The organism is Mesorhizobium australafricanum, from assembly GCF_033977265.1.
GTDB classification, from domain to species: domain Bacteria; phylum Pseudomonadota; class Alphaproteobacteria; order Rhizobiales; family Rhizobiaceae; genus Mesorhizobium; species Mesorhizobium australafricanum.
The window spans coordinates 254,699-281,567 of the sequence record NZ_JAVIIT010000004.1 but is presented as its reverse complement, the minus strand read 5'-3'; the positions used below and the strand labels follow the sequence as shown (position 1 = coordinate 281,567).

Annotated in this window: 23 protein-coding genes; 14 read left to right on the top strand and 9 right to left on the bottom strand. The window is 64.2% G+C overall.

Features of this window, described 5'->3' with window-relative positions:
- The first annotated feature begins 103 nt into the window (after positions 1 to 103).
- On the top strand, positions 104 to 1,477 hold the full coding sequence (locus RFM98_RS10545; RefSeq protein WP_320308798.1) for an amidase: 1,374 nt from the start codon (positions 104 to 106) through the stop codon (positions 1,475 to 1,477).
- Here RFM98_RS10545 and RFM98_RS10540 read toward each other — a convergent pair.
- Complete coding sequence (locus tag RFM98_RS10540) at positions 1,471 to 2,535, bottom strand: NAD(P)/FAD-dependent oxidoreductase (protein ID WP_430682288.1); 1,065 nt, start codon at positions 2,533 to 2,535, stop codon at positions 1,471 to 1,473. The genes RFM98_RS10545 and RFM98_RS10540 overlap by 7 nt on opposite strands.
- A 115-nt stretch (positions 2,536 to 2,650) precedes the next feature.
- Between RFM98_RS10540 and RFM98_RS10535 the strand changes: the two genes are divergently transcribed.
- The 3 genes from RFM98_RS10535 (at position 2,651) to RFM98_RS10525 (ending at position 5,849) form a co-directional block, all read left to right on the top strand.
- Entirely contained in the window at positions 2,651 to 3,238 is a 588-nt protein-coding gene (locus RFM98_RS10535; protein ID WP_320308797.1) for a TetR/AcrR family transcriptional regulator, read from the top strand.
- Between the two features lie 5 nt (positions 3,239 to 3,243).
- A complete protein-coding gene (locus RFM98_RS10530) occupies positions 3,244 to 4,158 on the top strand; it encodes a haloalkane dehalogenase (RefSeq protein ID WP_320308796.1) in 915 nt (304 codons plus the stop codon).
- Positions 4,159 to 4,256: 98 nt separating this feature from the next.
- A complete protein-coding gene (locus RFM98_RS10525; RefSeq protein ID WP_320308795.1) occupies positions 4,257 to 5,849 on the top strand; it encodes a peptide chain release factor 3 in 1,593 nt (530 codons plus the stop codon).
- A 167-nt stretch (positions 5,850 to 6,016) separates the two neighbouring features.
- Here RFM98_RS10525 and RFM98_RS10520 read toward each other — a convergent pair whose 3' ends face one another.
- Positions 6,017 to 6,487: a VOC family protein gene (locus tag RFM98_RS10520; RefSeq protein WP_320308794.1), complete on the bottom strand. Its 471-nt coding sequence runs from the start codon at positions 6,485 to 6,487 to the stop codon at positions 6,017 to 6,019.
- Between the two features lie 247 nt (positions 6,488 to 6,734).
- Here RFM98_RS10520 and ilvD point away from each other — a divergent pair, with 247 nt between their 5' ends.
- Entirely contained in the window at positions 6,735 to 8,579 is a 1,845-nt protein-coding gene (gene ilvD / locus RFM98_RS10515; protein WP_320308793.1) for a dihydroxy-acid dehydratase, read from the top strand.
- A gap of 44 nt (positions 8,580 to 8,623) precedes the next feature.
- On the opposite strand, the gene RFM98_RS10510 is transcribed toward ilvD, so the two are convergent.
- Positions 8,624 to 10,378, bottom strand: a complete 1,755-nt coding sequence (locus RFM98_RS10510) for an ABC transporter ATP-binding protein (protein ID WP_320308792.1) — start codon at positions 10,376 to 10,378, stop codon at positions 8,624 to 8,626.
- 175 nt (positions 10,379 to 10,553) lie between these two features.
- Here RFM98_RS10510 and RFM98_RS10505 point away from each other — a divergent pair, with 175 nt between their 5' ends.
- Both RFM98_RS10505 and RFM98_RS10500 read left to right on the top strand, forming a co-directional pair.
- Positions 10,554 to 11,834: an amidohydrolase family protein gene (locus tag RFM98_RS10505; protein ID WP_320308791.1), complete on the top strand. Its 1,281-nt coding sequence runs from the start codon at positions 10,554 to 10,556 to the stop codon at positions 11,832 to 11,834.
- 322 nt (positions 11,835 to 12,156) lie between these two features.
- Entirely contained in the window at positions 12,157 to 13,080 is a 924-nt protein-coding gene (locus tag RFM98_RS10500; RefSeq protein ID WP_320308790.1) for a DMT family transporter, read from the top strand.
- Here RFM98_RS10500 and RFM98_RS10495 read toward each other — a convergent pair.
- On the bottom strand, positions 13,077 to 14,030 hold the full coding sequence (locus tag RFM98_RS10495; RefSeq protein ID WP_320308789.1) for a LysR family transcriptional regulator: 954 nt from the start codon (positions 14,028 to 14,030) through the stop codon (positions 13,077 to 13,079). The genes RFM98_RS10500 and RFM98_RS10495 overlap by 4 nt on opposite strands.
- 158 nt (positions 14,031 to 14,188) lie before the next feature.
- Between RFM98_RS10495 and RFM98_RS10490 the strand changes: the two genes are divergently transcribed.
- Complete coding sequence (locus tag RFM98_RS10490; RefSeq protein WP_320308788.1) at positions 14,189 to 14,635, top strand: ester cyclase; 447 nt, start codon at positions 14,189 to 14,191, stop codon at positions 14,633 to 14,635.
- 31 nt (positions 14,636 to 14,666) lie between these two features.
- Here the strand turns inward: RFM98_RS10490 and RFM98_RS10485 are convergent, their stop codons facing one another.
- Complete coding sequence (locus RFM98_RS10485) at positions 14,667 to 15,566, bottom strand: phosphotransferase (protein ID WP_320308787.1); 900 nt, start codon at positions 15,564 to 15,566, stop codon at positions 14,667 to 14,669.
- Between the two features lie 100 nt (positions 15,567 to 15,666).
- Between RFM98_RS10485 and RFM98_RS10480 the strand changes: the two genes are divergently transcribed.
- Positions 15,667 to 16,299: a class I SAM-dependent DNA methyltransferase gene (locus tag RFM98_RS10480; RefSeq protein WP_320308786.1), complete on the top strand. Its 633-nt coding sequence runs from the start codon at positions 15,667 to 15,669 to the stop codon at positions 16,297 to 16,299.
- A gap of 15 nt (positions 16,300 to 16,314) precedes the next feature.
- Here RFM98_RS10480 and RFM98_RS10475 read toward each other — a convergent pair whose 3' ends face one another.
- Together RFM98_RS10475 and RFM98_RS10470 are read right to left on the bottom strand one after the other, a co-directional pair.
- Positions 16,315 to 18,756, bottom strand: coding sequence for a GcvT family protein (locus tag RFM98_RS10475; RefSeq protein WP_320308785.1), 2,442 nt, complete (start codon positions 18,754 to 18,756; stop codon positions 16,315 to 16,317).
- Entirely contained in the window at positions 18,753 to 19,637 is an 885-nt protein-coding gene (locus RFM98_RS10470) for a phosphotransferase (protein ID WP_320308784.1), read from the bottom strand. The genes RFM98_RS10475 and RFM98_RS10470 overlap by 4 nt, the downstream gene beginning before the upstream one ends.
- 385 nt (positions 19,638 to 20,022) lie before the next feature.
- Between RFM98_RS10470 and RFM98_RS10465 the strand changes: the two genes are divergently transcribed.
- Positions 20,023 to 20,787, top strand: coding sequence for a DeoR/GlpR family DNA-binding transcription regulator (locus RFM98_RS10465; RefSeq protein ID WP_320308783.1), 765 nt, complete (start codon positions 20,023 to 20,025; stop codon positions 20,785 to 20,787).
- A 106-nt stretch (positions 20,788 to 20,893) separates the two neighbouring features.
- Here RFM98_RS10465 and RFM98_RS10460 read toward each other — a convergent pair whose 3' ends face one another.
- Together RFM98_RS10460 and RFM98_RS10455 are read right to left on the bottom strand one after the other, a co-directional pair.
- Positions 20,894 to 22,258, bottom strand: coding sequence for a sensor histidine kinase (locus RFM98_RS10460; RefSeq protein ID WP_320308782.1), 1,365 nt, complete (start codon positions 22,256 to 22,258; stop codon positions 20,894 to 20,896).
- 10 nt (positions 22,259 to 22,268) lie between these two features.
- Positions 22,269 to 22,943, bottom strand: a complete 675-nt coding sequence (locus RFM98_RS10455) for a response regulator transcription factor (protein ID WP_320308781.1) — start codon at positions 22,941 to 22,943, stop codon at positions 22,269 to 22,271.
- A gap of 213 nt (positions 22,944 to 23,156) precedes the next feature.
- Between RFM98_RS10455 and RFM98_RS10450 the strand changes: the two genes are divergently transcribed.
- The 4 genes from RFM98_RS10450 (at position 23,157) to RFM98_RS10435 (ending at position 26,778) form a co-directional block, all read left to right on the top strand.
- Positions 23,157 to 23,756 (top strand): class I SAM-dependent methyltransferase, encoded by a 600-nt coding sequence (locus RFM98_RS10450; protein WP_320308780.1) that lies wholly within the window; start codon positions 23,157 to 23,159, stop codon positions 23,754 to 23,756.
- Complete coding sequence (locus tag RFM98_RS10445; RefSeq protein WP_320308779.1) at positions 23,753 to 24,361, top strand: DedA family protein; 609 nt, start codon at positions 23,753 to 23,755, stop codon at positions 24,359 to 24,361. Before RFM98_RS10450 ends, RFM98_RS10445 begins: the two co-directional genes overlap by 4 nt.
- 65 nt (positions 24,362 to 24,426) lie before the next feature.
- Positions 24,427 to 25,338, top strand: a complete 912-nt coding sequence (locus RFM98_RS10440) for a LysR substrate-binding domain-containing protein (RefSeq protein ID WP_320308778.1) — start codon at positions 24,427 to 24,429, stop codon at positions 25,336 to 25,338.
- Positions 25,339 to 25,623: 285 nt separating this feature from the next.
- On the top strand, positions 25,624 to 26,778 hold the full coding sequence (locus RFM98_RS10435; RefSeq protein ID WP_320308777.1) for an ABC transporter substrate-binding protein: 1,155 nt from the start codon (positions 25,624 to 25,626) through the stop codon (positions 26,776 to 26,778).
- Positions 26,779 to 26,869 lie beyond the last annotated feature (91 nt).

Here is a 26,869-nt window from a genome sequence, read left to right as displayed (position 1 = left end):
CCGCAATTTCGATCAAGCACCGCCGTCCTCCGGATGCTGAACTCGGCTTGAAGCTGTCGCGCGATCCTCCATCTTCGTAGCGGCAGCAGCCGGAGCCTTCGCCATGGACCTAGCCTTCTCCTCCGCCATCGAGCTCGCGGCCGCGATCGCCGGGCGCAAAATATCGGCTGTCGAGGCGCTCAATGCGTATCTGGCGCAGATCGACCGGCACAATGAAGCGGTGAACGCCGTCGTCATCCTCGACCGGGAGGGGGCGCTCGAACGCGCCAGGCAAGCCGATGCGGCGCAGGCTCGCGGTGATACGCTCGGACCGTTGCATGGCGTGCCTTTCACCCTGAAGGACGCGCATGAGACCGCGGGCATGAAGACGACCGTCGGCTTCCCGCCCTTCGCCGATTACATGGCCGGGCAGGACAGCCCCGTCGTGGCCAGGCTCAAGGCGGCTGGCGGCGTGCTTATGGCCAAGACCAATGTCGCCACGATGCTGGGCGACTGGCAGTCGGACAACCCGCTGTTCGGCCGCACCGGCAACCCCTGGGATTTGTCGCGCACCGCGGGCGGCTCTAGCGGTGGCGCCGCGGCAGCCGTTGCGACAGGCATGACGCCTTTCGAGGTCGGCACCGATATGCAGGATTCCGTCCGCTTGCCTGCCGCCTTCTGCGGCGTCTATGGCCTGAAGCCGACCGAGCATCGCGTCTCGCTTGCCGGAGCCTTCCCCAATCCTGGTGGCGCGCCGCGCAGTGTGCGGCTGATGTCCTGTCCAGGTCCGCTGGCGCGCAGCGCCGAGGATCTGGCGCTGATTTATCGCATCATCGCCGGGCCGGACGGAGCGGACACCGACTTGCCGCCGATGCCGATCGAGACGATGCCGAAGCTCCAGCTGAAATCGCTGCGCATCGCCTTCGCCGGTGCTTTCCCGGGCTTTCCCGCGGCCACCGAGATCAGCGCCGCGCTGGAGAAACTGGCTGCGCAACTCGCGTCAGCCGGCGCGCGCGTCGAGGATGCAACTTTGCCGAAGCTCGATCTGCATGACGATTTATCCGAGGGCGGCAAGCTGATCGGCATGATGCTCGAGGCCGCCCAGCCGGAACTGCCGGAGCAGCCGACGCCGGTGTCGCAATGGTTCGCGGCACTCGCCCGCCGCGACCGCTCGATCCTCGCCTGGGAGCGCTTCTTCGAAAGCTGCGACGCCTTGCTTTGCCCGGTCGCCATGACAACCGCCTTTGCACACTGCAAGCCGGGTAGCTCGCTGAAGGTGGACGGCAGGGACGAAAGCTATTGGATGCTGCCGGCCCACGGCGCGGTGTTCAACTATTCCGGCCATCCGGCAGTCGCGTTTCCTTGCGGGCAGGACAGCAACGGCTTGCCGATCGGCCTGCAATTGGTCGGCAAGCACTGGTCGGAGGCGAAGCTGCTCGGCATCGCAGCTGCGATCGCGCCGCTCACCGGCGGTTTCCGCCGCCCGCCGGCCTACTGAGCAAAACGCGACAGGGCGTAAGGCTTGAGCAGCCCATCCCGCTCGCCGTCGAGGATTTCGCGGGTGGCAAACAGGCCGACGGCCGGCGCCAGTGTGATGCCTGAATGCATGACGGCGATGTAGAGACCGCCGACTCCTTCGGCGCGGCCGATGATCGGAAAGCCGTCGGCCGGTGTCGGCCTGTAACCGACGGTGTGGAAATCGAGCTCCAGCCCGTCCGCGCCATGCAATGCAGTCTTGGCGACCACGAACAATTCCCGCGCGGCGGCTTCCGGGTTTTCGCCAGGATCGCCGCCGGCGAAGTCCGAGCCGACGATGATGCGGCCCTTGACCGTCTGGCGCATATGCAACCTCTCGGCAAGCACCAGCCCGTTGAGCAATTTCCTGTAGGGGCGGGAGTGCACGATGAGACCCGGCGGCGTGTCGAGCGGCAGCTTGATGCCGGCCGTCGCGGCAATCGCCGGGGCACCGGTGCCGGCCGCGACGACCACCTCGTCGGCGCCGATGGTTTCGCCCGAAACGACCGCACCGGTCACCTTGCTGCCCGATAGGGTCAGCCGGTCCGCGGCGCCGTCGATCACCCGCGCGCCAAGCCGCTCGGCATCGGCCAGCAATGCCTTGGCGGTTGACACCGGCTCGGCCGCGCCTTCCTCCGCGACGTAAACGGCGAAATCAGGGGGATCGACAAGGTTGGGTTCGATTTGCGCCGCCTGCTCACGGTCGACACGCTCGATGCCATAGCCCCATGACGAGTGTTCGGCCGCATAGGCTTCGAGCCTGTCCGGCGGCAGGTCAAAGCACAGGCCGCCGCACCATGCGAGCGGCAGTCCGGGCACGTCTTTCGCCAGCCTTTTCCATTCGGCCATGGCGCGGATGCGCAACCGGAAATAGACTTCCGGGTTACCCCAGCTGGCATTGATCCAGGCGAAGGAATTGGGTGTGGCGACACCGCCGGCGCCGCTCTCGGAAATGACCGTCACCCGCGCGCCGGCCTTCGTCAGATGCCAGGCGATCGAAGCCCCGATGATGCCGGCGCCGATGACGATGATTTCTTTCATCACGCTGATCTCCATCCTGTTCCAGGTGAGGTCCCTCCACCTGCCATTTGCGGGAGCACTTGCCAACGCAAACTTGTGCGCTTGACATCAATACGTACGTACGTATTATATCGGCATGGCTAGACAATCACTCCGCGAAAACCTTATCGAGGCCGGCTTCCAGACCATCTGGAATTCCGGTTACACCGCAGCCGGCGTCCGCGACATCGTCGCTGCGGCCGGCGCCCGGCCAGGCTCCTTCACCAACCATTTTGCCTCCAAGGAGGAATTCGCCGGCGAGGTGCTGGAGCGCTACTTCGCTTATGTCGGCGGGTTGGTGGAAAACGCGCTGGCGCGTGACGGCACGCCGCCCATCGGCAGGCTTCGCCGCTATCTCGATGTCATCACCTCCAAGCTCGAAGCGCATGACTGGGCGCGGGGCTGCATGATCGGCAATCTCAGCCTGGAAACGGCTGTTCACAGCGAGCCGCTCCGGCTCAGGCTGGTCGACATTTTCGAGCGCTGGCGCCAGCCATTCGCGGCCTGCATCGCCGAGGGTCAGGCGGCGGGCGAGATCACCAAGGCCTTCGACGCGGAGGACCTTGCCGATTTCCTGCTGTCGTCCTGGCAGGGCGCCATGCTGCGCATGAAGGTCGAGCGCAGCCCCGAGCCGCTCGATCGGTTCAAGAAAATCATCTTCAGCACCGTATTCGCGAGGGAGTGAGTCCGATGAATTCAACGACTGATAAGCAACAGCTGCAGCGCGCCGAGATCGCTGTGCTTGATTCCACCATGTCCTACTTGGAGGCCGGGGCATCCGGCCCGACCGTGTTGTTCCTGCACGGCAACCCGACCTCCTCCTATATCTGGCGCAACATCATCCCGCATGTCGCGCCGTTTGGCCGCTGCATTGCGCCCGATCTGATCGGCTATGGCCAGTCGGGCAAGCCGGACATCGACTATCGCTTCTTCGATCAGGTCCGCTATCTCGACGCCTTCATCGAGGCGCTCGATCTCAAGGAAATGGTGATCGTCGCCCAGGATTGGGGCACGGCGCTGGCGTTCCATTTCGCCGCGCGGCGGCCACGGCGTGTTCTCGGCCTTGCTTTCATGGAATTCATCCGGCCCTTCGAGCGCTGGGAGGATTTCCATCAGCGTCCGCAGGCGCGCGAACTCTTCAAGGCGCTGCGCTCACCCGGCGCCGGCGAGAAGCTGGTGCTGGAGGGCAATGTCTTCGTCGAAAAGATCCTGCCTGCTTCTATCTTGCGCAAGATGAGCGAGGAGGAGATGGACGCTTATCGGGCGCCGTTCCCGACGCCGCAGTCGCGCAAGCCGGCACTGCGCCTGCCGCGCGAACTGCCGATCGAAGGCCAGCCGGCCGATGTCGCCGCGATCAGCGAGCACGACCACCGTGCGCTGCGGCTCTCCTCCTATCCAAAACTGCTTGTCGCTGGCGACCCCGGCGCTCTGATTTCAGCCCAGGCGGCAAAGGAATTCGCGGCCGGGCTGAAGAACTGCCGCTTCATCGATCTGGGGCCGGGCGCTCACTATCTGCAGGAAGACCACCCCGATGCGATCGGCAAGGCCATTGCCGGCTGGTTGCCGCAGATTGCCCAGGCGGAAAGCACGGCCGAACCGGCATGAGCCGGCGCGGCGGGCAAGAAGCGTTGCCCGCCCCATGTCGACAGGCCGGCGCCGCGCTGATAGAAGCGCCGCCTGTCACACGGAACGCCTTGAAAGAAATGCCCGAAACAATACCCGAAGAGGTTGCGCGCCGCCGCACGTTCGCGATCATCGCGCACCCCGACGCCGGCAAGACCACGCTCACCGAAAAGCTGCTGCTGTTCGGCGGCGCCATCCAGCTTGCCGGTGAGGTCAAGGCCAAGAAGGATCGCATCCAGACCCGGTCCGACTGGATGAAGATCGAGCGCGAGCGCGGCATCTCGGTCGTCACCTCGGTGATGACCTTCGAATATGACGACAACGTCTTCAACCTGCTCGACACGCCCGGCCACGAAGACTTCGCCGACGACACCTATCGCACGCTGTCGGCGGTGGATTCCGCCGTCATGGTCATCGATGCCGCCAAGGGTATCGAGCCGCGCACGCTGAAGCTGTTCGAGGTCTGCCGGCTGCGCGACATCCCGATCATCACCTTCGTCAACAAGATGGACCGCGAGAGCCGCGATCCTTTCGAGATCCTCGACGAGATCGAGCAGAAGCTGGCGCTGGACACCGCGCCCATCACCTGGCCGATCGGCCGCGGCAGGACCTTTTCGGGCACCTACCACCTTGCACAGAACGCGGTGCGTCGCGGCGACGACGAGAAGGAACGCACGCCGGTCAATGGGCCCGATTCCAACCGCGTCGCCGGGTTGTTGCCGGACAATGAGCGCGAAGCCTTCATCGAGGAATTGGAACTCGCGCGCGAAGCCTGCCGTCCGCTCGATGTCGACGCCTTCCGCGAAGGCCATCTGACGCCGGTCTATTTCGGCTCGGCGCTGCGCAATTACGGCGTGCGCGACCTGATCGAGGCGCTCGGTGCCTACGGCCCGCCGCCGCGGGCGCAGGAAGCCGACGAGCGCACGGTCGAGGCGACCGAGGACAAGATGACGTCCTTCGTCTTCAAGATCCAGGCCAACATGGATCCCAACCACCGCGACCGCATCGCGTTCGTGCGCGTCTGCTCCGGCAAGCTGGAACGCGGCATGAAGGCCAAGCTCGTGCGCACCGGCAAGCCGATGAGCCTGTCGGCGCCGCAGTTCTTCTTCGCCCGCACCCGCGTCACCGCCGACGAGGCCTTTGCAGGCGACGTCGTCGGCATCCCCAACCACGGCACGCTGCGCATCGGCGATACGCTGACCGAGGGCGAGGAGATCCTGTTTCGCGGCGTGCCGAACTTCGCCCCGGAAATCCTGCGCCGCGTGCGCCTCGGCGACGCAATGAAGGCCAAGAAGCTGAAGGAAGCGCTGCACCAGATGGCCGAAGAGGGCGTCGTGCAGCTGTTCTCGCCGGAGGACGGCTCGCCGGCCATCGTCGGCGTCGTCGGTGCGCTGCAACTCGATGTGCTGAAGGAGCGGCTGAATATCGAATACACGCTGCCGGTGGATTTCGAGATGTCGCGCTTCTCGGTCTGCCGCTGGATCGCGGCCGACGACAAGGCGGAAGTGCAGCGCTTCATCGAAGCGCATCGCGGCGATATCGCCCGCGACCTCGACAACGATCCCGTCTTCCTCGCCCAGCATGCCTTCTCGCTGAACTACGAAGCCGAGCGCTGGAAGGCGATCCGCTTCACTGCGGTCAAGGATTATCAGATCCGCGACAAGGCGGCGTAAGCTGTTTTTCCCTTCCCCCCTTGTGGGGGAAGGTGGCCTCGCGAAGCGAGGTCGGATGAGGGGTGTTCCAGGGAAAGCCGACGTCTCACTCCGCTGGAACACCCCTCATCCGTCTCGGCGCTGGCGCGCCGATCCACCTTCTCCCACAAGGGGAGAAGGAGAAGCGCTCAGCCTCGGGCCGCTTCCTCCAGCTTGTCGATCTCGATCTTGCCCATCTTCATCATGGCGTCCATGACACGGCCGGCCTTGGCACGGTCGGGATCCTGAAGCAGGCGCGGCAACTGCTCCGGCACGACCTGCCAGGAAACGCCGAACTTATCCTTCAGCCAGCCGCAAGGCCCGGGCTCGCCGCCGCCTTCGGTAAGCCGCGTCCAGAAATGATCGACTTCTTGCTGCGTCTCGCAGTCGATCGACAGCGAGATTGCCTCGGTGAACTTGTATTGCGGCCCGCCGTTCAGCGCCTGGAAGGTCACGCCGTCGAGCTGGAACGAGGCGACCAGCACCTGGCCTTGCTGAGGATGGCCTTCGGGCCAGCGCGTGACGCTCAGCACCTTCGAGTGCCTGAAAATGGAGATGTAGTGGTTCATCGCCTGTTCGGCCTGGTTGTCGAACCAAAGGAAGGTGGTGATCTTCTGCATGTCTTGCTCCTCGGACTTGTTTAGGTTGGTTCCATCTTCAAACGGCGCGCCGGCGATTTGGTGCCGTCCGCCTCTCAAGGACGGACCGGCGGGGCGCGATCCGACAGTCATTTCAAATTTCCTGAAGAATCTTGGCGCAGTGCAAAATTGTGGCAAGGCGGGATCATGGCCGCTATAACCGCTGCCGACTAAAATTTGAGCGCCGCCCTGCCGCGCATCGGCACGGCCAGCCAGCAAGGACAATCAGATGCCTGCCTATCGTTCCCGCACCACCACCCATGGCCGCAACATGGCCGGCGCCCGCGGCCTGTGGCGCGCCACGGGCATGAAGGACTCCGATTTTGGCAAGCCGATCATCGCGGTGGTCAATTCCTTCACCCAGTTCGTGCCGGGCCATGTGCATCTGAAGGACCTTGGCCAGCTCGTCGCGCGCGAGATCGAGAAGGCCGGCGGCGTCGCCAAGGAGTTCAACACCATTGCCGTCGACGACGGCATCGCCATGGGCCACGACGGCATGCTCTATTCGCTGCCGTCGCGCGAGCTGATCGCCGATTCCGTCGAATACATGGTCAACGCGCATTGCGCCGATGCCATGGTCTGCATCTCCAACTGCGACAAGATCACTCCCGGCATGCTGATGGCCTCGCTGCGCCTCAACATCCCGACAGTCTTCGTCTCCGGCGGTCCGATGGAGGCCGGCAAGGTGGTGCTGGCCGGCAAGGCGCAGGCGCTCGACCTCGTCGACGCCATGGTCGCGGCCGCCGACGACAAGATCTCCGACGAGGACGTCAAGGTCATCGAGCGCTCGGCCTGCCCGACCTGCGGTTCCTGCTCGGGCATGTTCACGGCCAATTCGATGAACTGCCTGACCGAGGCGCTGGGCCTGTCGCTGCCCGGCAACGGCTCGACCTTGGCCACCCATGCCGACCGCAAGCGCCTGTTCGTAGAGGCCGGCCACCTCGCCGTCGATCTCGCCCAGCGCTACTACGAGCACGACGACGAAAGCGCGCTGCCGCGCAGCATCGCCTCCAAGGGCGCCTTCGAGAACGCCATGACGCTCGATATCGCCATGGGCGGCTCGACCAATACGGTGCTGCACATCCTTGCCGCGGCACATGAGGGCGAGGTCGATTTCACCATGGCGGACATCGACCGGCTGTCGCGCAAGGTGCCGGTGCTGTGCAAGGTGGCGCCGGCCAAGTCCGACGTGCACATGGAGGACGTCCACCGCGCCGGCGGCATCATGGCCATCCTCGGCCAGCTCGACGAAGCAGGCCTGATCAATCGCGACCTGCCGACAGTGCACACGGCAACGCTCGGCGAGGCGCTCGACCATTGGGATATTTCGCGCACCTCCAGCCAGAATGTCCGCGACTTCTTCCTCGCCGCCCCCGGCGGCGTGCCGACGCAGGTCGCCTTCAGCCAGGACCGCCGCTGGGACGAGCTCGACACGAACCGCGAGACGGGCGTCATCCGCTCGGCAAAGACGCCGTTCTCCAAGGATGGCGGCCTTGCCGTGCTCAAGGGCAATCTGGCGCTCGACGGCTGCATCGTGAAGACCGCCGGCGTCGACGAGTCTATCCTGAAATTCACTGGCCCGGCCCGCGTTTTCGAAAGCCAGGACGCCTCCGTCAAGGCGATCCTCGGCAACGAGGTCAAGGCCGGCGATATCGTCGTCATCCGCTATGAGGGGCCGCGCGGCGGCCCGGGCATGCAGGAGATGCTTTATCCCACGAGCTATCTGAAGTCGAAGGGCCTCGGCAAAGCCTGCGCGCTGATCACCGATGGCCGCTTCTCCGGCGGCACGTCCGGCCTGTCGATCGGCCACGTCTCGCCGGAAGCCGCCGAGGGTGGAGTGATCGGGCTGGTCCGGGAAGGCGACACGATCGAGATCGACATCCCCAACCGCAAGATCCATCTCGCCGTCAGCGACGCCGAGCTCGATGCTCGCCGCGCCGCGATGGCGGCGAAGGGCGCTGACGCCTGGAAGCCGGCGGAAAAGCGCAAGCGCAAGGTGACGACCGCGCTGCGCGCCTATGCGGCTTTCGCCACCAGCGCCGATAAGGGCGCCGTAAGGAAAGTGCCGGAGTAGGGAGCGCTTTTCCTTCTCCCCTTGTGGGAGAAGGCAAGGACGCCCTACGGCATCAGCTGATACTCATAAAGCTTCTGGTAAAGCCCGCCCTGCTTGAGCAGGGTCTTGTGCGGGCCGCTTTCCTGGACCTTGCCGTTCTCCAGAACCACGATGGTGTCGGCCTGATGCACCGTGGACAGCCGGTGCGCGATCACGATCGTGGTGCGCCCGACGGTAAGCTGCTGCAGCGCATCGCGAAACAGCGCTTCCGATTCGGCGTCGAGCGCGCTGGTCGCCTCGTCGAGCAGCAGGATCTCGGCATTGCGCAGCATGGCGCGCGCGATCGAGATGCGCTGGCGCTGGCCGCCGGAGAGCAGCGAGCCATTCTCGCCGACCTCCGTGTCGTAGCCCTTGGCCATGGCGCTGATGAAATCATGCGCGTTGGCGGCCTTGGCTGCGGCGATCACCTCTTCGTCGGTCGCATCCTCGCGGCCGAGGCGGATGTTATGCATGACGGTGCCGGCAAACAGGAACGTGTCCTGGCTGACATAGGCGATCTTGCGCCTGAGCGAATCGAGTGTCGCGAAGGAAATGTCCTGGCCGTCGAACGACACCTTGCCCGTTTGCGGGTCATACATGCGCATGATCAGGTTCAGGATCGTCGACTTGCCGCTGCCCGATGGCCCGACCAGCGCGGTCATCTTGCCGGCTGCCAGCGTCAGGTTGAAGCCTTCGAACACCGGCGAGCTTTCCGGATAGGCGAAGCTCACATTGTCGAAGCGGATTTCACCTGGGCCGGGCTGCAGCGGCCTGGCATCGGGCTTTTCGGCGAGCGTCAGCGGCCGGTCGGCGAGCTGGAACATCATGCGCACGCCGACGATGCCCGTCTCGAGCGAGATGCGCACGCGGGCCAGGCGCTTTGCCGGCTCATAGGCGAGCAGCAGCGACGCGATGAAGGCCATGATGTTGCCCGGCATCTGGCCACCTTGCAGCACCAGGAAGCCGCTGACGAAAACGGCGCCGGCAATCGCCAGGCCGGCAAGCGTTTCCATGACCGGGCTGGTGGCTGCCTCCAGCGTAGCGATGTTGTTGGCGCGGTTCTCGACGTCGGACACGGCCTTGTACATACGCTTGCGCATCGCCCCTTCGAGGTTGAAGGACTTGACGACCCGCACGCCGATCGCCGTTTCCTGCATCACATGCACGATCTGGCCGAGTGAACGGAATTCCATGGCAGCGATGCTGCGGACACGCTTCAGAATGCGGTTGACGCCATAGATTGCCACCGGTCCGACGACAAAGCAGATCAGCGACAGCACCGGCTGCTTCCAGATCATGACTGCCACCAGGGCGATCAAAGTCACCAGATCGCGTACATAGGATGTGACGACGAGGTCAAGAACGCCGCGTGCAGCCTGTGCGTTGTTCGTCATGCGGGTGATCAGGTCGGACGATGAGGTCGAATGGTAGAATTCGATGCCTTGCGCCAGGATACGGTCGTAGATCTTGCGTTGCCGGTCGGCGATGATGGCGTTGCCAACGCGGCTCATGAAGTACGCTTGGACGAAGTTGGCGATGCCCTTGGCGATGAAGATCGCGGCGACCGCCAAGGCGATCCAGTTAATGCGTTCGACTCTTTTATAGATCACGAACTCATTGGTAATTACGCTAAGGATCCAGGCGCTGGCGGCAGTCGTGGCCGCTACCACCAGCATCGACACGATGGCGGAGCCATAGCCGAATTTGTGCTCGTGGAAGGATTCCCTCACCAGCCTCGCGATGAGGCGCTGGTTTTCCGTGAAACGGAAGAAGCGAAACAACGGCCGATCCCTGTGTCTGGCTGCAAGAATTTCGAATTCGCCACGAGGGCGAGACGCGGCTTATAGAGCGAGTTGCGGCGCGTTGGAACCTTTCGGCCGCCGGGGAAAGAAAAGGCTGCGCCAGGCTGTCTTTTCGGCCACGATGATTGCCGATTCTTCAGAGGGGTGACGACAGATGGATTTCGACCTCATCGTGCGCGGCGGCACGCTGCCGGACGGCAGGATTGCCGATATCGGCATTACCGGCGAAACCATCCGGGCCATAGAGCCGAACTTGCCGGGTTCTTCACCGACGGAGATCGACGCGCGCGGCGATCTTGTCTCGCCGCCCTTCGTCGATCCGCATTTCCACATGGATGCCACGCTGTCCTTCGGCATCCCGCGCATCAACGCATCAGGCACGCTGCTCGAAGGCATTGCGCTCTGGGGCGAGTTGAAGCCGCTTCTGACGCATGAGGCGGTGCGCGAGCGCGCGCTTGCCTATTGCGACTGGGCCGTGTCGATGGGCCTGCTCGCCATCCGCAGCCATGTCGATGTCTGCGACGACCGGCTGCTTGCGGTGGAAGCGCTGCTCGATGTCAAGAAAACCGTCGCGCCCTATATCGACCTGCAGCTGGTCGCGTTTCCGCAGGACGGCCTCTATCGCTCGCCGACGGCGTTCAAGAACACCATCCTCGCGCTCGACAAGGGCGTCGACATCGTCGGCGGCATCCCGCATTTCGAGCGCACCATGGCCGACGGCACCCGCTCGGTGACGGAGCTTTGCGAGATCGCGGCCAAGCGCGGCCTGATGGTCGACATGCATTGCGACGAGACAGACGATCCGCTGTCGCGCCATATCGAGCAGCTCGCCTTTGAAACGCAACGGCTCGGCCTGCAGGGCAGGGTGGCCGGCTCGCACCTCACATCGATGCATTCGATGGACAATTATTACGTCTCGAAGCTTTTGCCGCTGATCGCCGAAGCCGGTGTTTCGGCTATCCCCAATCCGCTGATCAACATCATGCTGCAGGGGCGCCACGACACTTTCCCGAAGCGGCGCGGCCTGACCCGGGTGAAGGAGATGCTGGCGCTCGGCATCCGCGTCGGCTGGGGCCAGGATTGCGTGCTCGACCCCTGGTATTCGCTGGGCACGGCCGACATGCTCGATGTCGCCTTCATGGGCCTGCATGTCGCCCAGATGTCGAGCCCGGCCGACATGGCGCGCTGCTTCGACATGGTCACCAATGTCAACGCCGCCATCATGGGGCTCGACGATCTTGGCCTTGCCGTCGGCAAGCGGGCGAGCCTCGTCGTGCTCGATGCAGGCAATGCGATCGAGGCCGTTCGCCTGCGCCCCGAACGGCTCTGCGTCATCGCCCGAGGCAAGGTCGTGGCGCAACGTACCAAGCAGGAAACGCGGCTGTCGATCGCGGGCCGGCCGGAAAGCATCAACCGACGGCATAAAGCAGCGTAGGTCTCTGCGTCTCGGCTGGACCAGTCGCATTAGCTCGCGACTTCGTCATTCTATGGCGAAGCAAGGAGCGAAGCGACGCGGCGCAGACCATAGAATCCATGCCGTTACCTCTAAGCGTCGCCGCGATGCGGAACGACCTTGTCCTGCGCCGCTTCCGCCCTTCGCGCGAGGTCACGGCATGGATCCTCGGGTCTGCGCGTCAGCTTCGCTCCCGCTCCGCCCGTGGATGACGAGGTTCCGGCGCCTCGGCCAACCTCGATTTCCGCTGCTGGTCTTACGGATTTCCCTCGTCAAGCCGGCTGCTTGCGTCTAGGGAGCCAGCATGGCTCAATCCCTTGCCCGCAACTTCACGGTCAGGAACGTGTTGCTCGCCGGCATCCTGTTGATGCTGGCCGGCGACTTCATGTTCGCGCTGAACGACGCGATGGGCAAATGGCTGGTCGCCTCCTTCTCCGTCGGACAGGTGGTGCTGATCCGCTCGATCGGCGCCTTCATCGTGCTCGGCCCGATGATCGCCAACCAGGGCACGGCCAGGCTGTTTCACATGGAACGGCCGCTTCTACAGGTCCTGCGTGTCGTCGCCACCACCACCGATACCGCGCTTTTTTATGCCGCGGTCGTCTATCTGCCGCTCGCCGACGTGATGAGCTTCTACATGGCCGGGCCGATCTACGTCGCGGCGCTGTCGCACCTGCTGCTTGGCGAAAAGGTCGGCTGGCGCCGTTGGCTGGCCATCCTGGTCGGCTTCTGCGGCGTGCTGATCATGCTGAAGCCGTCCTCGGCGGCCTTCTCCATGTCTTCCGGCTTTGCGCTGGTCGGCAGCATCGCTTTCGCCTTCGCCATCATCCTGAGCCGCCTGCTGCGCGGCACCAGCGACACGACCTTGGTCACCTGGCAGACCACAGGCACGCTGCTGGTCGGCGGTGTGCTTGCCATCGGCGCCTGGCGCACGCCGTCGGCGCTCGATCTCGGCGCCATGCTCCTGCTCGGCGTCGTCTCCTGCGCCGCCCATCTGATGATCACAAGGGCGCTGAAGCTGGCGCCGGCCTCGACGCTGGCGCCGCTGCATTACAGCCTGCTTCTGTGGGCGGTGGTCTTCGGCCTGGCCTTCTTCGGCGATGTACCCAGCCCGCGCATCCTGGTCGGCGCGGCCATCGTCGTGCTGGCCGGCATGTTCATCTTCCATCGCCAGAAGGTGGTGGAGACGGAGGTGCCGCCTGAGAACGTGCCGAAGGGCGTGAATTAGGGATCGGCAGAAGACGCTTCGTCGATCGTGCCGGCGCCTATGCCCTGATCTTCGGCGCTGTGCCGGTGTTGTTTGATCGTGTCGACAAAGGCGCGCAAGGTCGACGGCACATGACGATAGCCGGGATAATAGAGCGCTAGCCCAGGTATCGGCGGACACCACTCGGTCAACACCGTCACGAGTTGGCCCGAGCGCAGTTCATTGCCGGCGAAAGATTCAGGCACGTAGGCGATCCCCAGGCCATTCACCGCAGCCTGGACCATCAAGACGTTGTCGTCGAGCGACAGCGGACCGGGGACATCGATCGAGAGTTCCTGGTCGTCGCGGCTGAACTCCCAGAAATATCGTTTGCCGCTCGGCAATCTTTGGCGGATGCAGGCATGGTACCGCAGATCCTCAGGCGTTGCCGGCGGCTTCCGGTCAGCCAGATAGGCCGGCGCGGCAACCGCGACAAAGCGCGCGGGACCACCGAGCGGCACCGCAATCATGTCTTGCGGTATCGCATCGGCCAATCGCACACCGGCGTCGAAGCCGTCGCGGACGATGTCGACGAGGCGGCCTTCCGAAACCAGGTCGAGCTCGACGCTTGGATATTGCCTGAGGAAATGCGGCACGACATGGCCGAGCAGCCATGCCGCCGCGGCCTTGTTTGCATTGATGCGTAATATTCCGTTCGGCGCGCCGCGATCGTCGGCAAGCTGGTCGAGGGCGGCATCGAGCTCGCGCAGCGCCGGCTCCAAAAGCCGGAGCAGCCGCTGTCCGGCCTCGGTAGGTGATACGCTGCGGGTGGTGCGGTTGAGGAGCCGCACGCCCAGCGTCTTTTCAAGCGCGATGATGGTGTGGCTGAGCGCTGAACGCGATACGCCCACCGCGTCGGCCGCCTGGCGGAAGCTGCGCTTGGTGGCGACCGCGCGGAACGCTTCGAGCTCGTTGAAAATCGGCCGAGTCATTGGTGAAAACCATTCACGAACCCATGCGGGTTTGTCCATCTTATTCGACGAATGGAAACTGTCTATCTCCCTGGCAGCTCGCCGAAGGCTGATCGGTTCGCGCCTGCCGTGGCAGTCTGCTGGCAAGCGCGATTACACCAGAGGAAAGGGATATCGCCATGAGCATGCAGTTGGCACGAGACGAACTTGTCGCCCGCCTTGTCAAAGCCGGTGAACTTGAGGTCGCCGGCGCGCCGGCGGCTGAAATCACCGGCTATTTCGACGTCGAGAATTTTCGCTTTCACGGGCCGGACGGCTTTGAAAGCGACTTCGATGGGCTGAACAGCTATTTCGCCGCGATCCGCGCGGCATTCGAGGATCGCAAGATCCGGCGCGGCATTATGGTGGTCGAAGGGAATATGGTTGCGTGCCAGACCTGGATAACCGGCCGCTTCGTCCACGCATTCACCATGTCGCCGGCCGGGCCGCTGCCCCCGAATGGCGCCGACATCACCATGGACCTGATCAACATCTTCATATTCACCGACGACGGCCGCCTGGTCGAGGAGTTCGTCCGCACCGATTATCGGAGTTTTCTGAGGCAGCTCGGCGCCGAGGGACGATAAGTCGGGCATCGCCCGGTTTGACGAGTCTTGCCTAGCCGTTTCGTATCGCCGCAAGGTGACGTGAAAATTCCTGCGTCTCCATCAGCGCCCTGCAGCGGGCGAAGCGGCCGTCGGCATAGGCGCGGAAATCGTCGACCGGATTGTCGCTGGCGAGCTGGATCAGGCCCCACAGCGTCCAGAGCAGATCGCACATCGCCTTGTAGATGACGATGCGGCCGCGCTCCGCCGGTCGCGCCTCGCCGCCGAAATAGGCGCGTATCATTTCTTCGTCCTGGCCCGCGTCGAACTTGCCTTCGACCGAGAGATCGCCCAGGTCCCAAAGCGGATCGTTCATGCCGGAATATTCCCAGTCGACGATCCACATCCGGTCGCCCGTATCGAGAAAATTCTCGCACAGCGGATCGCAATGGCAGGCGGCGAGCTGGATGGGGTGCGCGTCAAGGGCGGCGCGTACTGCGCCTGCCTCGCGCACCACGTCGTGATAGCCGGCGGGCAGCGCCACGTCCTTCGTCGACAGAACCTTGAGATAGTCGTCGATCATCGCGAACAGTTCGAAGCGGAAGGGAAAGACCGCGCCGGAGGAATGCAGTTTTCGGAAAACCTCGCCCGCACGCGCCGGGCTGCCCGGTCTCGCCTTGAATTTCTCCGGCGACATCGTCTCGGCGCCGGCGATGAAGCGCGTCGCCATCCGGCCGGATGCCGGATCGGCATAAAGCACTTCGGGACTGACACCGGCTTTGGCCGCCTCGCGCGCCGCAACCGCCTCGTTGGCGCGGTTGATGTATTCTTCCGTGCCCTTGCCGGGAATGCGCAGGCACACATTGCCGGCCCTGTAGACCATGTTGGTGAGACCGCCGAGCCGCTCCAGGGGTCCGTCATAGCCAGCCAGCACCGGAACAGCCGCCAGCGCCGCGCGCAGCTCGTCGGTCATGTCGTGTCCCCTTCACGCCATTGTTGTCGTTCTGACGGTTCCACAATTTTAGCTGCTTGGCTATCATCGGTTGAACGAGAATCGGGCGTCGGGAGCGGCAATGGCAGACGGCAAGCACAACAGCGCGCTGGGCGCCGCTTATGCGGCGCAGCGACCGGAGGAAGTGGCCGCGATCTATGACGGCTGGGCGGACACCTACGACACCGACATGTCGGCGGCCGGCTATCGCCATCCGACGATCTGCCTGGCGCTGCTGGCCCGGCACCTGCCGCGCGGCGCCGAACCCTTGCTCGACGCCGGCGCCGGCACCGGCCTGATCGGCGAGTGGCTCGCCATCACCGGCTACCCGCGGGTCGAGGCGCTCGATATTTCGCAAGGCATGCTGGACAAGGCCGGGGCGAAGGGCGTCTACACGGCGCTGCATCGCCTGGCGATGGGTGACACTTTGCCCTTCGCCGACGGCGCCTATGCGGGGATTATTTCGGCAGGCGTCTTCACCTCCGGCCATGTCGGGATCGAGGGCCTGGACGAGTTGATCCGCATTTGCCGTTCCGGCGGCGTCATCGTGCTGACGGTCAAGAACACGCTTTGGCATGCCGGCTTCGCCGAGCGCATTGCCGAGCTCGAAAAGCAGGGCACGCTGGCGCGTGTCGAGGAAACGTCGCCTTATGCCTCGATGCCGGGCGAAACCCATACCGTGCCTAGCAGGGGGCTTGTGCTGCGCGTGAGCTGACCCGCTCTTCGTGGATCAGGACTTTATCTTCGCCCCAGCAGGGTCATACATCGGCTCGAGATGGATCCTGGCTGGCGTGCGCTCCATCGCCACCACCAGCTCATAATCGCCCGAGGCGAGGAAATCGTCGCTGACGCCGTCGGCATTGCGCACATAGCCGTAGCCGATGTTCTTGCTCACCGTGTAGCCGTAACCGCCACTGGTCAGATAGCCGGCCGGCTCGCCATTGCGCAGGATCGTCTCGCGCCCGACCAGCACGGTCTCCAGGTCGTCCACGGTGAAGCCGGCAAAGCGTTTCGTCAGCGGCTTGCCTGTCGCTTTCTCCAGCGCCCCGCGTCCCACGAAGTCGGTGTTCTTGCGAAGCTTCACCGCCCAGCCGAGGCCCGCCTCCAGCGGCGTGTCGTTCGGCGTGATGTCGGAACCCCAGGCGCGATAGCCCTTCTCCAGTCGCAGCGATTCCAGCGCCCGGTAGCCGACCGGGAGGATGTCATGCTTCCTGCCTGTCGCCATCAGCGCGTCGAAAACCTCGCCGGTGGCGGCGATCGGCACATGCAGCTCCCAGCCAAGCTCGCCGACATAGGTGACGCGCAGCGCCTTCACGTTATGGCCGGCAATCGCGATCTCGCGCGCATGGCCGAAGGGGAAGGCGCCGTTCGAGACGTCGGCATCGGTCACCGCCGACAGCACGTCGCGGGCGCGCGGTCCCATCAGCGACAGCGTGCCGAAATCCTCGGTGACGTCCTTCAGCCTCGCGTCCAGGCCGGAGCCGATATGATCGCCGATCCAGGACAGGTCATGCGTGCGGAAACCGGTGCCGGTGACGATGTAGAACCTGTCTTCGCCCAGCCGCGATACGGTGAGATCAGCCTCGATGCCGCCGCGTGTGTTGAGAATCTGCGTGTAGGTCAGCCGCCCGACCGGCTTGTTGACGTCGTTGGCGCAGACCCAGTCGAGCGCCTTCAGCGCGTCAGTGCCGGTCAGCTCATATTTGGCGAAGGACGACTGGTCGAAGATGCCGACCTTCTCGCGCACATGCCGGTGCTCGTCGCCCACCGGGCCGAACCAGTTCTGCCGGCCCATCGAATAGACGTCTTCGGCGGCTGTGCCATCCGGCGCGAACCAGTTCGGCCGTTCCCAGCCAAGCTTGGAGCCGAACACCGCGCGATGCGTCTTCAGCCGCTCATAGAGCGGCGAGACGATGCGCGGTCTGCCGGAGAGATACTCCTCATGCGGGAAGCCGATCGTGTAGTGCTTGCCGTAGGCTTCCAGGGTGCGGTCGCGGACCCAGTCGCGGTCGCGATGCAGGCCGGAGAAGCGTCGGATGTCGACCACCCACAGGTCGAGCGGCGCCTCGCCGTCGACCACCCACTGCGCCAGCACCCAGCCGGCGCCGCCGCCGGACGCGATGCCGAAGGCGTTGAAGCCGGCGCCGACGAACATGTTGGCGCATTCCGGCGCCACGCCGAGAATGAAATTGCCGTCCGGCGTGAAGCTTTCTGGCCCGTTGATCATCTGCTTGACGCCGACGGTTTCCAAGGCGGGAACCCGCGCGATCGCCTGGGTCATATGCTGTTCGAAATGATCGTAGTCGTCGTCGAACAGGCGGAATTCCCAGTCGTTGGGCACATCGCCTGTCGTCCAGGCCTGCGGGTTGGGCTCATAGCCGCCCATCACCAGCCCGCCGACCTCTTCCTTGAAATAGGTGCGGCGATCCGGGTCGCGGATCGTCGGCGCGTCGGTCGCAAGGCCTTCGATCTTCTCGGTGATGATGTACTGGTGCTTCACCGGCTGCAGCGGCACGTTGATGCCGGCCATCGCGCCGAGCTGCCTTGCCCACTGTCCGGCGCAGTTCACCACCTTGTCGCAGGCGATGTCGCCTTTTGAAGTCTTCACCGCGGCGATGCGGCCGTGCTTCATCGTAAAGCCGGTGACACGCACGTCCTCGAACAGTTTTGCGCCATGCATTCGCGCGCCCTTGGCGAGTGACTGGGCAATGTCGGAAGGGCTTGCCTGCCCGTCGGTCGGCAACCACGAGGCGCCGACCAGATCGCCGGTCTCCATCAGCGGCCACATGCGGTTCACTTCCGCCGGCGACAGAAGCTGCATGTCCATGCCGAAGCTCTTGGCCGTCGTCGCCAGCCGTTTGAACTCGGTCCAGCGGTCGGCGTTCGTCGCCAACCGCAGGCACCCCGTCATCTTCCAGCCGGTCGCCAGGCCGGTCTCGGCCTCGAGGCCCTTGTAGAGCTCGACCGAATATTTGAGCACGCGCGTGATCGAGGCCGAGGAGCGCAACTGCCCGACCAGGCCGGCGGCGTGCCAGGTCGAGCCCGAGGTCAGCTTGCCCTGTTCGAGCAACACCACATTGGCCTTGTGGTCGCGCGCCAGATGATAGGCGGTGGAACAGCCGATGATGCCGCCGCCGATGACGACGATTTCGGCATGGCTGGGCAACGTCATGACTTTGGTCCGTACTTCGTCCGGTAATTCTCCAGCGCCGCATCGAGCCGTACGAGGTTTTCCTCGGTATAGGCGACGTAGTCGATGCCGGGCGCGTCGAGATAGAGCTCGGAGACCATGCTCCACATCGCCTCGCGCAGCAGCGAGGCGCATTGCATGGCGGCATGCGAGCGGCGGATTTCGTTGTCCGGTTCCTTCATGAAATAGGCGGTCATGAAGGCGAAGGACTCGTCGTCGCTCATGCCGGCATTGGAGGCCACGCCGGCGAGGTCGAACATCGCCGTGTTGAAGCCGGCATATTCGAAGTCGATCAGCCACAACCGCCTGCCGTCGTCCAGGATATTAGCCGGCAAAAGATCATTGTGGCCGAAGACGATCGGCAAAAGCTTCTGCGCCCGCTCGAGCTCGTCCGCGAGCGAAAGATAACGCGGCAACTGGTCCTTCTTGCGGCTGCCGCCTTCGTTGAGCGTGCGCGCATAGTCGCGGATGACGTGGAACACCCAGAACATGAAGCCGGCGCCGGAGACGTGGTTCGGCATCTCGCGATGGAAGCCGCGCAGCAACGCCGCCACACGGCCGAGATTGGCGCGCACATCCTCGCCCAGAAAAGTCTTGGCGCCGAGAAATTCCGTCACCAGTATGCCTGGCTCGGAATAGTGCACGGCCGGAGCGAAACCCGCGGCGTGTGCGGCCCGCGCGGTCATCACCTCGCGCTCGCGAAAGACGTGGTGGAACGGGAAGTCCTGGCCGAAGCGCACGACATGGCGTCCGGCGGCGTCCGTGACGACATAATTGGCGTTGCTGAGGCCGCCCGGCAACGGCTCGATCTCGATGCCGCCGCTCCAGCACGGCAAGGCGCGGATGCGGTCCTCGGCATTCACGGTTTCGCTCCGGCCTCAGCCGGTCCTCCGGAAAACAACGATGGGAAAAAACGAAAAAGCCTCGTCGGTGCGAGACGCCAGGATCGGTATCCCGCACCGCACCGACGAGCCCCTTGGCCAGGTTTAGTATCCCGGCGTCCGCCCCCGCGGATTCGACAAAAGCCCGAGTCTGGATGGTTCCAGACAATCTGGTCGTTAGGTTGCGGCTCTGCCATCACCCTCCCGTGGCAGTTCCGAGCCTGACACTGGGTTAGTTTCACGCCGGGGTGGCAGAGCTGTCAATCAAAAGCTGTGACCTTTTTTGGGTGTTTTGCCCGAAAACATAAGCGACTCCTTTCAAAGCGTTGCTGAAACCTTAAATTCGGTCAAAAACCCGGACATTCAGATGATCCATTCGAAACGGCATGGCGAAATCCTGCGGCTCCTCAAGGAGGAGGGCACGATCACCATAGCCAGCCTCGCCGAACGGCTGGGCGTCTCGCTGGAAACGGTGCGGCGCGACGTCAAGCCGCTTGCCGATGACGGGTCGGTTCTGAAGATGCACGGCGCCGTGGGCCTTGCCTCGATGGTGGGCGAGGCGCCGTTCGAGCGGCGCATGCGCGAGAATGCCGAAGCCAAGCGCCTGATCGCCAAGATGGTCGCGGCCACGATCCGCGATGGCGAGGCGATCATGCTCGACACCGGCACGACCACATCCTTCCTGGCGCGTGAACTGCTGGGGCATCGCCGGCTGACGGTGGTCACCAATTCCTCCGACATTGCCCGCACGCTGGCGACGGTGAACGGCAACAGGGTCTATATGGCGGGCGGCGAACTGCGCAGCGATTCAGGCGCGGCTTTCGGCATTTCGGCAATCGAGTTCGTCAGCCGCTTTTCGGTCGATCATGCGGTGATCTCGATCGGCGCGGTCGATGCCGCCGCCGGTCTGACCGACTATGATCTGGACGAGGCGGAATTCGCCCGCATGGTGCTGTCGCGCGGTCAGCGCTCGCTGGTCATCACCGACCATACCAAGTTCGGTCGCCAGGGCCTGGTCCGGGTCTGCGGCTTCGACGGCTTTTCCGAGCTTGCGACCGACCAGCCGCCGCCGCGCGACATCGCCGCCGCGCTGAGCCAGGCCGGCGCGCGCTTGGCCATTGCGACGGCCTGATGTTACCCAAGAAACAAGAACCTATCCGAACACCAGCGGCTGATGCGCCGCGACCCTGGCCATGGCGCCAAATCGCTCTTGCTTGCGACGACTGTTGGAAGCTGAATTAGGCGGCCGGCACGCCCGGAAAAATCATCCGGAAACAGGCACCGCCGTCCTTGCCGTCAAGCACCTCGACCTTGCCGCCATGCAGCTGCATCAGGTCGCGGACCAGGTTCAGGCCGAGGCCGGCGCCATGGTCCTGCCGATGCAAGCGGTGGAACGGCTCGAAGATGCGCTCGCGTTCGGATGTCGGCACGCCGTCGCCTTCGTCCTGCACTTCGATCGCCGCGGGCGGCCGCACACTGACAGTGATCCGGCCGGCCTTGCCGCCATGGTCGATCGCGTTCTGGACAAGATTGGTCACGGCGCGTTCGATCGCCGTGCGGTCGCCGCGCACTATGAGCTTTTCGCTGGCCGGCTCGAACGACATCTCGTAGCCGGCGGCGAAGGCCATCGGCGCCAGGTCGACCACGACGTTGCGCGCGATGGCGACCAGGTCGACCGGCCCGAAATGCTCGGCCTGGCGGTCGAGCCGCTGCAGGTCGAGCAACTGATCGGCAAGCGTCGATAGCCGTGCGGCGTCCTGCAGAAGCCGCGCCCGCTCCGGCGTCGCCGGCAACGCGGCGAGCCGCGTGTTGAGGATGGCGACCGGCGTTCTGAGTTCATGCGCTGCGTCGGTCAGGAAGCGCTTGTGCCGTTCATAGCCCTTGTCCAGGCGCGCAAGCGCGGCGTTCACCGCCTTCACCAGCGGTGTGACTTCCCTCGGTACATCCTTCAGCGGCAGCTGCACGCCGCGCTGGTCGATGTCGATGCGCTCGGCTTCGGCGGCCGCATGGCCAAGACCCGACAGCGCGCCACGCACCACCCAGGGCGTCGCGAACAGCGTGGCCAGCGCCATCAGCCCGGCGAGTGGCAATATGCCCTGCAGGAAGAATTGCGGCGCCTGCCCGAGCAAACGCAGCAGCGAAAGCCTGCCTTTGGTGCCGGTAAAAATCTGGACGTTCCCGGCGGCGGTGTCGGTCCAGCGGATCTTTGCATCCGGTGGGGCGCTCTCGCCGATCGAATTGTCGATACGGGCGTCGCTGATGTTGTCCAGCAGTCCGACAAAAGCCTGGAAAATGACCGGCACCGTGCCTTCCTGAAGCCGCTGCCCCTGCTTGTCGCGGATGATGAACCAGAGGTCGGGAACCCCGGCGCGCAGCTTCGTGACATCCGGAGTTTCACGCAGGACCAGCTTGCCGCCAGCGTCGCGCGCCACGGCATCCGCCAGCACGTCCATTGTGCCGTCTTCATAGTCGTGTGGGATGATGCCGGTGGCCAGCATGGCGCCGAGAATGCCGGCGATGATCAGCGTCAGCATGGCGCATTGCAGCAAGGCGATGCGCAGCACCAGGCTCCATTTCAGCGAACGCGGGCGTTTGATGCTCATCGCCTGGCGCTCATGTCGTTTCGCGCAGGAGATAGCCGACGCCGCGAATGCCGTTGATGACGACTCCGCCATCGGCATCGGCAAGCTTGCGGCGCAGCCGCGAGACATGGGTGTCGAGCGCGTTGGACTGGATTTCGTCGTCGAGCCCGAACACCGCTTCCATCAAGGCTTCGCGCTGCACCATCCGTCCCATTCGCCGCATCAGCGCCTCCAGCACAAGCAGTTCCCGCCGCGGCAGCGCGAGCGGCTCGCCGCGGATAGAAGCCTCGCGATGGCCGACGTCGAGCGAAAGGTGCCCAGCGCGGATCGTCTGGGTCTCGATCGCCGCCGGGCGCCTCAGCAATGCCCTGAGCCGCGCTAGCAGTTCCTCGAAGGCGAAGGGCTTGGCCAGATAGTCGTCGGCGCCCATGTCGAGCCCTTCGACCTTGTCGACGGTATCGCCTTTGGCCGTCAGCATCAGCACCGGCGTCGTATTCCTTGCGGCGCGAAGCTTCGGCACCAGCGACAGACCGTCGCCGTCCGGCAACTGCCGGTCGAGCAGGATCGCGTCATAACCGTCGACGGCGACGAACCCTTCCGCTTCCAGCAGCGAGCCGGCATGGTCGACCACCATGTCGTGCCGCCTAAGCGCCGCGCGCAGCGCCGAAACCATTTCCGGCTCGTCCTCGACCAGCAGGATACGCATTCAAAACCTCTTACAGTCCCCAGCCCTTACAATCGCTTGCCGGCCGACTAGCGCGCCAAGATTGCGCAAACATGGCGCCAGTTTGCGCTGCCGGCGTCGAACCTTTCTTTCGCCAAGCTCCGCCATGCGCAATGTCCATGCAATGCCGCGCCCGCAAACAGCCCTCGTCGAATGCCGGGCAACCGAATCGCCCGTGTAAGCAATGAGGTCAACATGCCTGTAAATGACGCTTTGTCCTTCCTGATGGCCTGGACGCTGGCGCCGTTCCGGATGGGCTCGGTCACGCCCTCCAGCCCGCGGCTGGCGGCGCTGATCACGGGCGAGATCGGTCCCGATACTGGTCCGGTGCTGGAACTCGGCCCGGGCACCGGTCCCTTCACGCGCGCCTTGCTGGAGCGCGGCGTCCGCGAAAACGACCTGACGCTGGTCGAGTCCGACCCGGATTTCGCCTCGCTGCTCACCCGCCGTTTCCCGTCGGCGCGCATCTTCGAGATGGATGCGGCCAGCCTGCGCCATCTGCCGCTGTTCGATGGCCCAGTCGTCGGCGCGGCGGTCAGTGGATTGCCGTTTCGCCTGATATCGCCGCGCAAATCATCCGCAATTCTGGAAGGTGTCTTTGCCACTCTTCGGCCGGGCGCGGCACTTTACCAGTTTACCTTTGGCCGCCGATGCCCGTTCGATCAGGCAGTCCTCGACAGGCTCGACCTTGAAGCTGTCCGCATCGGCGGCACCTTCCGCAACTTCCCGCCGGCGACGGTCTATCGCGTCTCCAGGATCAAGAGCCTCAGCACCTATGATTGGCGCTTCGCATGATCGATCTCGTGTCGATGATGCTGGGGCTTGGCCTGTTCGGCGCTGCCTGTCTGGCCTTCACCGAAAAGATCCTTCCGGTGCCGCCGTCGCATGTCCTGCTGCTCTTTCTCGGCATGACCCGGGCGTCCGATCTTACGGCGCTCGGCGCCCTGCTGGCGGTGACGACGCTGGCTTCGACGGCCGGCTGCCTGTTCTGGTACGCTCTGGGCGGCCGGCTGGGACCGGCGCGCGCCGACGTTCTGGCCCGGCGTTTCGGCCGCTATATTTTCCTGCGCCATGAAACCTATCTCCGTTTTTCTGGCGCCTACCGCCGCAACCACGTGCGGGCGTCGCTGCTGGCGCAGTTCGTGCCCACGGTGCGAAACTATCTGCCGATCGCCGCCGGCGCCTTGCGGCTTCCGGCTTTGCCCTTCACGCTCGCCACCTTGCTTGGCGCAATGCTGTGGAACGCCGGCTTCCTTCTTGCCGGCTATGCGATGCGCGACAGCGTCCACGATCTGCTCACGGTGGCGTTTCGCATCATGGCCATCGTGCTCGCGCTGGAAGTCGCGTTTCTCGTTGCGCTGCGCTCCCACTGGCGTCGCGTCAGACCGGCAGGAGGGTAAAAGCTGCCGGCGCAAGGCGGCTGCGCCGGCTTTCTTTCCCACGCGTGCCGGTGTTTAGTCCGGCCATGGCTTTCACCATCCGCCAATTGCAGTTCTTCGTCGCGGTCGCCGAGCAGGGCACCGTCTCGGGCGCCGCGCAGAACCTGTCGATTTCCCAGTCCTCGGTCACCGAGGCGATCAAGGAACTGGAGAGCGATCTCGGCGTCGAGCTCTTCGAGCGCCATCCGCGTGGGCTGAACATCACCCACAAGGGCCACCAGTTCCTGCGGCACGCGACCAAGATCCTGGCCGATGTCTCCGATGCGCGCCGTTCTTTCTTCAGCGAGCAGGCCGTTACCGGCGGCCGCCTGCAGCTCGGCGTCACCTCGCTGGTCGCCGGCTATGTGCTGTCCGACCTGCTCGCCCGCTACCGCCGCGCCTATCCAGGCGTCGAGGTCTCGGCCATCGAGGACAATGGCGACTATCTCGAGCACCTTCTGGTCGGCGGCAAGCTCGACATTGCCGTCATGGTCACGTCGAACCTGCGCGATCGCACCGCGCTGCAGTCGGAAATCCTCGAAGTCTCGGCCTACCGCTTGTGGATCCCGCTCAGCCACAGGCTCGCCAGCGCCGACATCATCGGCATCAGCGATATCGCCGCCGAGCCGCTGATCATGCTCACAGTCGACGAGATCGAGGAGAACACCGGCAAGCTGCTGTCGGCGATCGGCGCGCGGCCGCATGTCGCGTTCCGCACCCGCTCGGTCGAGGCCGTGCGCAGCCTCGTCGCCACCGGCGCCGGCGTGGCGCTGCTGCCAGACCTTGTCTACCGGCCCTGGTCGCTCGAAGGCGACCGCATCGAATCGCGCGACATTTCCGGCTCGCTGCCGGTGGTCCAGGTCGGTATGGTCTGGCGCCGCGGCTCCAGTCTGCCGCAGTCGGCGCGTGATTTCATCGGCCTCGCGCAATCGCAGCGCATGGTTCGCCAGCGGCTCTGATCGAGCAATTCCAGGAAGTGTGAAACGGTTGGGTTCGGCGACTTCGCCGTAGCCTTCCGTCCTGAATTGCGTCAAATAGAAATATCGGAAAAACCGATATCGGCTTTCTGATAAATGAATTTGCGAAACCGGATTTTTCACAGCACTTTTTGCTCAGGGAACAAAGCCGCGCCCTGAAAGCGCTGCCGTCAGGGCAAAGCGGGTCCTGACATTTTGAGTTTGCGCATGATTCTTTCCGAAAACCGGAGCGGTTTCGGGGTCATGCGCCAAAATGGGAGATCGACGATGAATGCATTCCTGAAGTCGTGCACGGCGTTGACTGTCGCGCTGACCTTCTCGGGTCAGGCCATGGCCCAGGTCAAGGAACTCGGCAAGGGCGAGGGCGAAGTCAACATCGTTGCCTGGCCGGGCTATATCGAGCGTGGCGAGACCGACAAGGGCTATGACTGGGTGACGGCTTTCGAAAAGGAAAGCGGCTGCAAGGTCAACGTCAAGACCGCCAACACCTCGGACGAGATGGTCTCGCTGATGAACGAGGGCGGCTTCGACCTGGTCACCGCTTCGGGAGATGCATCGCTGCGCCTCGTCGCCGGCAAGCGCGTGCAGCCGATCAACACCGATCTGATCCCAAGCTGGAAGACTGTCGACGACCGCCTGAAGGACGCGCCCTGGTTCACCGTCGACAAGGTGCATTACGGCGTTCCCTACCAGTGGGGCCCGAACATCCTGATGTACAACACCGATGTCTTCAAGGAAGCGCCCAAGAGCTGGAACGTCGTCTTCGAGGAAATGAAGCTGCCCGACGGCAAGTCGAACAAGGGACGCGTCCAGGCCTATGACGGCCCGATCCACATCGCCGACGCTGCCAACTATCTGATGTTCCACAAGCCGGAACTCGGCATCAAGGACCCCTACGAGCTCAACGAGGACCAGTACAAGGCGGCGCTCGATCTCTTGCGCACGCAGCGCACGCTGGTCGGCCGCTACTGGCATGATGCCGCGATCCAGGTCGACGACTTCCAGAACGAGGGTGTCGTCGCCTCCGGCTCATGGCCTTATCAGGTGAACACGCTGGTCGCCGCCAAGAAGCCGGTCGCCTCGACCGTGCCAGAAGAAGGCGTCACCGGCTGGGCCGACACAACCATGATGGAAGCCGACGCCGCCCATCCGAACTGCGCCTATATGTGGCTCGAGCATTCCTTGTCGCCGAAGGTCCAGGGCGACGTCTCGGCCTGGTTCGGTTCGCTGCCGGTCGTGCCCGCCGCCTGCAAGGGCAATGAGCTTTTGACCGACGAAGGTTGCAAGACCAACGGCTACGACAATTTCGACAAGATCAAGTTCTGGAAGACGCCGGTGACCAAATGCGCCAGCCAGAACGACCAGTGCGTGCCCTATTACCGCTGGGTGTCGGACTATATCGGCGTCATCGGCGGGCGGTAACGCCATTACCCTCCTCCTTGTGGGGAGGGTCGACGCGCAGCGTCGGGGTGGGGGTCAGCGCGGCAGTTAGTGCTAAATCAACCCCACCCGC